Annotated in this window: 6 protein-coding genes and 1 tRNA gene; 1 reads left to right on the top strand and 6 read right to left on the bottom strand. The window is 50.5% G+C overall.

Annotation, left to right across the window (positions count from 1 at the left end):
* The first annotated feature begins 96 nt into the window (after positions 1-96).
* Positions 97-354, top strand: a complete 258-nt coding sequence (locus ACQGQ5_RS14550) for a hypothetical protein (protein WP_455737216.1) — start codon at positions 97-99, stop codon at positions 352-354.
* A gap of 82 nt (positions 355-436) precedes the next feature.
* Here the strand turns inward: ACQGQ5_RS14550 and ACQGQ5_RS14555 are convergent, their stop codons facing one another.
* From ACQGQ5_RS14555 to ACQGQ5_RS14580, 6 genes are all read right to left on the bottom strand, one after another.
* On the bottom strand, positions 437-1225 hold the full coding sequence (locus ACQGQ5_RS14555) for a DUF6873 family GME fold protein (protein WP_455737217.1): 789 nt from the start codon (positions 1223-1225) through the stop codon (positions 437-439).
* A gap of 4 nt (positions 1226-1229) precedes the next feature.
* On the bottom strand, positions 1230-2420 hold the full coding sequence (locus tag ACQGQ5_RS14560) for an ABC transporter permease (RefSeq protein WP_455737218.1): 1191 nt from the start codon (positions 2418-2420) through the stop codon (positions 1230-1232).
* Positions 2413-3393: an efflux RND transporter periplasmic adaptor subunit gene (locus tag ACQGQ5_RS14565; RefSeq protein ID WP_455737219.1), complete on the bottom strand. Its 981-nt coding sequence runs from the start codon at positions 3391-3393 to the stop codon at positions 2413-2415. The genes ACQGQ5_RS14560 and ACQGQ5_RS14565 overlap by 8 nt, the downstream gene beginning before the upstream one ends.
* 256 nt (positions 3394-3649) lie before the next feature.
* Positions 3650-5020: a DNA repair protein RadA gene (radA, locus tag ACQGQ5_RS14570; RefSeq protein ID WP_455737220.1), complete on the bottom strand. Its 1371-nt coding sequence runs from the start codon at positions 5018-5020 to the stop codon at positions 3650-3652.
* 65 nt (positions 5021-5085) lie between these two features.
* Entirely contained in the window at positions 5086-5814 is a 729-nt protein-coding gene (locus ACQGQ5_RS14575) for an N-acetylmuramoyl-L-alanine amidase (RefSeq protein ID WP_455737221.1), read from the bottom strand.
* Between the two features lie 95 nt (positions 5815-5909).
* Positions 5910-5984, bottom strand: a tRNA-Cys gene (locus tag ACQGQ5_RS14580).
* Positions 5985-6000 lie beyond the last annotated feature (16 nt).

Raw genomic sequence — 6000 nt, forward strand, 5'->3', positions numbered from 1 at the left:
AGCCGCTCGCCCTGCTCGCGCCCAAGCGGCCCTAACGCCTTGACTTCCGCCGCCGGGCTTTTTGCAGCCGAAACGGCGCGAAAGGAAGGGGTCAATATGACCAGCACGGAAACAAAAATCATTTTGAACGAACGGCAAAGGATTACCGCCGCCATCCAGAAAAACCAGCAGAAGCTTGACCGGCAAATTGAAGCTGTCAGTGAAGAATACTTGCGTTACGGTTACCTGTGCCAATGGCTTGCCCTTGAAAAGCTCCGCTGCCAGATTCTCCGCGAAAAAGATTACCGCGCCGCCGCCCAAAAAAACTATACGGCGCACCATTTTCCCCGCTTCAACCCCGAAAAATCGCAATAAAAAAGCGCGGGGGTAAACCCCGCGCGATTGAACAAAATTTCTCTATCATTTTGTATAATTGTATCGCTTTTTTATGGGTCAGTCAAGGATTTCTATTTCTTTCTAAGGTTTCTTTTTCGATACGGTTTACGGTTTTTAACGGAAGGATTCCCCCAATGTCCAGCAGCGGCCCGTCCGTCAGAGAAATCAATTCCACCTTTTTCTGATCGCAGAAGCTTTTCATGCCGAAATAATCGGGATGATTTTTGATGCTGCCTGTAAAAGCCAGTTTTCCTTTCCCGATCATTCCGCAGGCGCCTCCAAGAAACCCATATTCGTATCCCTCTAAATTTACACAGCCCGGCGTAATTTTCAGAACATCCATCCTCATTCTTTCCGCCGCTTCCGCTATGGACGGGTCCGCCGTGATCACGGACCGGCTGTCGACAATCACTGTGGAGCATTTCGCGTATCCTTGCCTTACGTCCGTTATTTCTATCCGGTTCGCGCTGCAGTATTCATCAATCGTGCTGTCGATGGCCTTCCAGTTGGCCAATAACCGGTTTCCGATACGGGCGCAATTTAAAATGACATCCTGCGGATAAGAATTGGAAATACATTTGTTCGAATAGGATACCTCGAACCCTAATTGTTCCAGTCTTATTTTCAGATCCTCTTCCCCATTTGCCGCAACGATTCGATTGCCGCCCAGGTGGTGCAGCAGCATATCGGCGTGGCAGCATACCGGCCCGCTCAAAGCCTTGCCCGGTTTTACCGGGAGAATTTTTATGTTCCGCGCTCTGAGCGCGTCCGCAACCGCGGGATATGTACCGGACACGGCCGCTAAGGCCACGTCCGACTCCGGAAGGTTCGGAATTTGGATAAAATCCATATTTTTACTCCTGTCTGAGCGCGTCGACGGGCTTCAGTCTTGACGCTTTATAAGCCGGATAAACCCCGAAAACAGTGCCGGATGCAAGGGAGAATTCTACCGCGATCATCATGATATCCGTCCTTGTACTCAGCTCTACGCCAAAATATTCGGCGCCGGCGAAGGAAATGACATATCCGGCCGCGATACCGCAGACACAGCCGATCAGGGATATCAGAACGGCCTCGAACATAAATTCCAGCATGATGGAGCTTTGCTTTGCCCCAATCGCTTTCTTGATTCCGATTTCCCGCGTCCGTTCGTTGACCGAAACCAGCATGACGGTCATGATGCTCAGGCTTGCCACCAATAAAGAAACGGAGCCTACCGCGGAAAGAATCAGAGTAATAATTCCAAGCATATTGGTAAGGCTGTCCTTCTGCTTGGCAAGATTATTGGATACAAACGCGTCCGCCGTTCCGTTATCGCGGTTGAGCGTGTCTACGATTGTTTTTCCGATGCTCTCTACATTGCCGCCGGATTTCACTTTGACCACGATCTGGTCGAAATCGTTTCTTCCGGACGCGGCCTGAACAGTGGTGTAAGGAACATAGACGAAGGTGGGGATATAGTTTCCGATCATGTTCTGCAAAAGGCCGCTGCCCGTTTTAATAATCCCAATCACCTTATAATTTTCTTCGACTCCGCCGCTCATAATGGACACTGTTTTCCCGATGATATTGCTTCTCATATAGGTGCTTTTTGAAAAAGCTTCATCCACCAAACATACGTTTGCACCCGTGCTGATATCCTCCGAATTGAACAGCCGGCCGTACAGCAGATTAATGGAAATAATCTGGCTTGCGTTGGTGTCTATCCCCCACACCAGAGCTTTGGAGCTCGATTTTCTGGCCGAGACATCCGTGCTTTCCACCATCACGGGAGCAGCCTGCTCCACCTGATCGCACCGCTTGATAATACTCAGGTCGTCTTCATTGAGAGAAACCGGGGCGGCGGTATCCGACGAAGAGGAAATGGTAAGACCGCTCAGGCCGAGGCTTTCCAGCTCGTTGCTGAGCGCGTTGGTTCCGCACTGGCTGATATTGCCGATAATTACGACGGAGGCCACACCGATCGCGATTCCCAGTATGGTAAGCACCGTCCTGACACGTTTTCTGCCCAAATTCTGAAACGCGGATTTCACATAGTCAATCATCGGAGCTCACCGAACTTTCTTTGGGGACGACGTGAGCTCCGTTTGACACGGAATCCGGATTGGCGATGACTGCATCGTTTTCGGACAGGCCGCTGGTTATTTCAAAACCGTCGTCAAATTCTCTGTCGGTCACCACAGGGGTTTTGACGGCCTTTTTTTCCTTGAACTTGAATACATACTCGTTTCCGTCTTTATCGGCTCTGACGGCGTTATAGGGCGCAATAAGGACATTGGGATTTTCAGATGTAATAATTTTTGCCTTCGCGGTATAACCGGGCTTGATATCGCTCCCCGGCTTTTCGACGCTGACGATTACCTCTACCACCGTTTCCTGCCCGGTTGTGGAAACCATCTGTTTCGCTTCGGAGGAAATGCTTTTGACAGTGCCGGTATACGCTGCATTTTTAAATCCCACGCCGGTAATAACCGCCTTTTGCCCCTTCTTTATGTCGGAAATCTGCGATTCATTGACCGAGAGCCTTACCTGAAGCATATCGGAGCTGTCCGATATGACCGCGACCGGGATACCGGCCTGAACATAGCCCTGGTTGGCAACCGAGAGCGACGTTATTTTTCCTTCGTACGGAGAAGTAATCGTTCTGGTTGTAATCCGGCTTTGTCCGTTGTATTGATTGAGAAGGCTTTCGTACGTTCCGTCCAGCTCGGAATCGGAAGAACTGGAAGAATCGGAAGCGGAGGAAGGCACCTGAACGTCCATTAAGCGCTGTCCCTGGGTAACTTTGTCCCCCAGCTGGACATAAACCTGACTGACAAAAGCCGCGGACGGCGAGTAAACGTTGTGCGTCGAAACCCGCTCTACCCTGCCGCTGCACGTCACAGAATTTTCGACTGTAACCGGGTTTACCTTTACAATACTGACAGGAACGGCAGAATTTCGCGAAAAAACGCCCCATGTGAGGATTCCTGCGACCATCACAGCTGTAAAGGATAATAGCATTACATACTTCTTCATTCTCATTCCCCCATTCCTGTTTATTCTGTGATGGAAGAGGGAAAATATTAGCTCAAATTTAAGCAAAGCAATGAATAATTTTCACGCTTATCCCCCAAAATATAATTGAGGTGAACATAAATGAGCATTATTCAATGTGATGAAGACTGTATTTATCAGCATGACGGCTACTGCAGTCTGGAAATGCCCTCCGCGATTACCAATTATACCGGCGACGGCTGTGTGCACTGCATCAAAGTCACTCCCCGGGCTCCTGTCAGCAACCAGATAAAGCCTCAAACGCCTCCCTCACGCCTTTGACCCCGATCAGTTGAATGCCGTTCCCTTTGACATTGACCTGCTTCAGGCTGTGAAAGGGCAAAATGCATTTTGTAAAGCCCAGCCGGGCGGCTTCGCTGATTCTGGCGTCGACATGGGTAACGGCGCGTATTTCCCCGGCAAGGCCGATCTCGCCGAATACAATGGCGTCGTCGCTGACGGGAATGTCCTTCAGGCTGGATACGAGCGACATGGCTACCGCGAGGTCGGCCGCGGGCTCGTCCAGCCTCAGTCCTCCTACGACATTGACATAGGCGTCCAGATTGGAAAAATAGTATCCCGCCCGTTTTTCAAGCACGGCAAGCAGCAAAGACATTCGGTTGTAATCAAAGCCGGTCGACATCCTTCTGGGATTCCCAAAGCCGGTCGTCGTCGCAAGTCCCTGTATTTCGGCCAGAATCGGGCGGGAACCTTCTATTACGCAGGTGACGCAGGTGCCCGATACATTTTTCGGCCTTCCGTCAAGCAGGGCGAGCGAAGGGTTGTCCACCTGGTGAAGCCCGTTGTCGCCCATGTCAAACACGCCGATTTCATTGGTGGAACCGTACCGGTTCTTTGCGGCCCGCAGAATCCGGTAGGACATCTGGCGGTCTCCCTCAAAATAAAGCACCGCGTCGACGATATGCTCCAGCACCTTCGGTCCCGCGATGGCTCCGTCCTTATTGACATGGCCGACGAGAATAGTCGGGATCTCCAGCGCTTTTGCGGTGTGCATCACGGCATTGGTGCATTCCCGCACCTGTGTGACGCTGCCGGGCGACGAATTCAGATCGGTATCATTCATCGTCTGGATGGAATCGATCATCACCAGATCGGGTTTTTGGGCTCTCATTTGCTCTATAACGCATTGAATGTCCGTTTCGGTCAGGATATAGAGATTATCGCTTTGAACGCCCAGACGGGCCGCACGGAGCTTTATCTGCCGGTTTGATTCTTCTCCCGATACATATAGGATCTTCAGGGATTGCCCGAGATATTCGCAGATCTGCAGAAGGATCGTCGATTTGCCGATTCCCGGCTCTCCGCTGATCAAAATCAGGGAGCCTTTTACAATCCCGCCGCCGAGCACTCTGTCCAGCTCCGTTAAACCGGTATGATAGCGGGCTTCCTCCGCGGTGCTGATTTCATTGATGGAAACGGGGACGGTGCTTTTGCGCGCCGCGCCCACTGAATTCTTTTGGACGGCCGGTTCCCTGATTTCTTCCGTCATCGTGTTCCACTGCCCGCAGCCGGGACATTTTCCGAACCATTTTGCAGATTCAAACCCGCACTCGGAGCAGATATAAATACTTTTTGATTTGGAAGCCATTTTTTGTTCCTCTTATTTCCTCTGTTTTTTAAATTATAGCCCAACCTGTGGACGAATACAAGACGCTACTCCGCGGAATGAAGGTAATCCAGCAGTCCGCTGTAGACGCAAAACGCCATTTGCTGCTGATAGGTTTTGTCATTCAGCTTTGCGGCCTCGGAAGCATTGGAAAGGAACCCGCACTCGACCAGAACGGCGGTGACTTTCGTGTTCCACAGCAGATAAATGGAACTGGTAGCCGGTTTTGTCTCCCGCTTGTTTTCCGGCTGAATCAGCTCTGCAATCCGGCTTTTGATATTTTCAGCCAGAATTTTACTTCCGTCGGTATTTTTTGAATAGAAGATCTGTGCCCCGCTGTAGCGGCTTTCCGTAAAGTGGTTTTGATGAATGCTGATAAAGATGCAGTCGCCCTGCTGCTCAATGATTTTCAGGCGGTTATGAAGGTCGCTGACCTTTCGCTCCCGCACGGTGTCAAGGTGATCGTCACAAATGGAAGTATCCGCGGTCCTTGTCATTACCACACGCATCCCGGAGCTTTTTAAAAGTTTTTCCAGCTGCAGGGCAATCGCCAGGTTAATATCCTTTTCAAGCGCGGAGTTTTTTCCCGTGGCTCCCCCGTCTTCCCCGCCGTGGCCCGGGTCGAGCACAATGACGGGATTGCGTTTTTCCGCCAATGCCAAAGCCATTTCATCGATTTTATGATAGGAGATGTAGGACAGCAGCAAAAAAGCAAGACAGCATAAAACCAGAACGGCTATCGGTATAAAATAAGTTTTGTCTTCTTTCCCGTTCAACGCAATCACCCCATGCAATCTATATGCATGGGGTGATATCGATATTAAAAAAGTCCGTAAAACAAAAACCTGTTTTACGGACTTTTTCTTTTGTCTGGAGGCGTCACCCAGATTTGAACTGGGGAATCAGGGTTTTGCAGACCCATGCCTTACCACTTGGCTATGACGCCAAAAATGGAGCGAACG

This window comes from Caproiciproducens sp., from assembly GCF_053840905.1.

Bases quoted from the DNA above. Each gene is read 5' to 3' on its own strand.
- ACQGQ5_RS14550 (WP_455737216.1), top strand. From the start codon at position 97: ATGACCAGCACGGAAACAAAAATCATTTTGAACGAACGGCAAAGGATT.
- ACQGQ5_RS14555 (WP_455737217.1), bottom strand. From the start codon at position 1,225: ATGGATTTTATCCAAATTCCGAACCTTCCGGAGTCGGACGTGGCCTTA.
- ACQGQ5_RS14560 (WP_455737218.1), bottom strand. From the start codon at position 2,420: ATGATTGACTATGTGAAATCCGCGTTTCAGAATTTGGGCAGAAAACGT.
- ACQGQ5_RS14565 (WP_455737219.1), bottom strand. From the start codon at position 3,393: ATGAAGAAGTATGTAATGCTATTATCCTTTACAGCTGTGATGGTCGCA.
- radA (WP_455737220.1), bottom strand. From the start codon at position 5,020: ATGGCTTCCAAATCAAAAAGTATTTATATCTGCTCCGAGTGCGGGTTT.